Genomic DNA, 1,160 nt, shown 5'->3' on the forward strand with positions numbered 1-1,160 from the left:
TTTGGCGTTGATGTTAAATGTGATTAACCTTGTTCTCTTCCCTGAATCCAATGATAAATACACAGACTTTGGCGCCAATGCCAACAGCGCGGATGAGCATGACGATTGCTGGAAGGACATTCCTGAGGTCAGTCGCGAAAGCACACAAAACAACTCAATCGCATCCCTGAAAACAAATGGTCTGCCTCTGGTTGAAATGCAACGTTACAAAGCTCGTCTTTGTGAATTTTACCTTAAAGAGTACCGGGAATATTTTCATCGACTCTGGGAAGAATGCTCAGAAAAGAGTCAATTAACCATAGCAAAACACTGTTTGCGTCATCAAAATGTTGCCGTTAGCCCTTTAACCACCAAGGAGTTTTCAAATTTGTTGTCTGAAGAGCACGACCAGAAATATTGGCTGGACATCTATCTCGCTAACATGAAAAAACATACAAAAAATGAGGATGAGTGGTACAGCATGCTTCTGGACTATGGCAGGAAGTGGGGCGAAAACAACCGATTTTATTGAGTTCGAATTGCCTACCCTCCTCAATGTGGCACTGCCCATGTGATTTCAATTTATTGTTCATTGCTGCCTATGCCCACCGTGCCAACTATCTCTTGGTCACACCCCAAGACCTCCTGCCATTCGGCAGCTGCGGAGGTGATCTTATAATTCTGCCCAGTCTTCACAGAATGGTTGGAACTAACTATTGGGTTAAAAGTCCAAGTTATATCTGGTTTGGCTTTTCTTAATCAGATCGTCATAGCAAGGACAGCAGTGAGGGTTAAAAAAATGGATTCGCTCCGTATTAAAACAATAGAACAGACGTGTTTCGCCGCTTGCGTCAGTTCATCTGACAATATTGATAAGACAGGCACCGCTTTTGCCAGAGAAGTGAGTAGAAGTGAAGATGTAATGCTCCCGGCGGTTGCTTCTGCAAAGCAGGATGAGGCGATCAATAGTGATTTCATGTGCAAGGCCGGGCATAAGGTAGCCGTTACTGATATTGCCCCGAAAATAATTGACACGGAACTGGAAACGCTGACCACTGAACCGGTAAAAATGCGTCCGAAAACAACGAACACAGAAACAGCTAATTTTCCGGTCATTGATCCATCGTTGATCGAATCCACTCAGGTAGCGAAAATTGCCTTGCTTCAGCCTTATCGCCCAT

The 1,160-nt window shown here is 44.2% G+C and carries 2 protein-coding genes; both read left to right on the forward strand.

Annotated elements, in window-relative coordinates:
- Positions 1 to 511, forward strand: a 511-nt coding sequence (locus KDK17_RS02135; RefSeq protein WP_257287236.1) for a hypothetical protein, incomplete at its 5' end; no start/stop codon positions are given.
- Between the two features lie 267 nt (positions 512 to 778).
- Positions 779 to 1,160: hypothetical protein (locus tag KDK17_RS02140; RefSeq protein ID WP_257287237.1), on the forward strand; the 382-nt coding region annotated here is incomplete at its 3' end.

Origin of the sequence: Endozoicomonas sp. SESOKO2 (genome assembly GCF_024606245.1) — a bacterium.
GTDB lineage: Bacteria > Pseudomonadota > Gammaproteobacteria > Pseudomonadales > Endozoicomonadaceae > Endozoicomonas_A.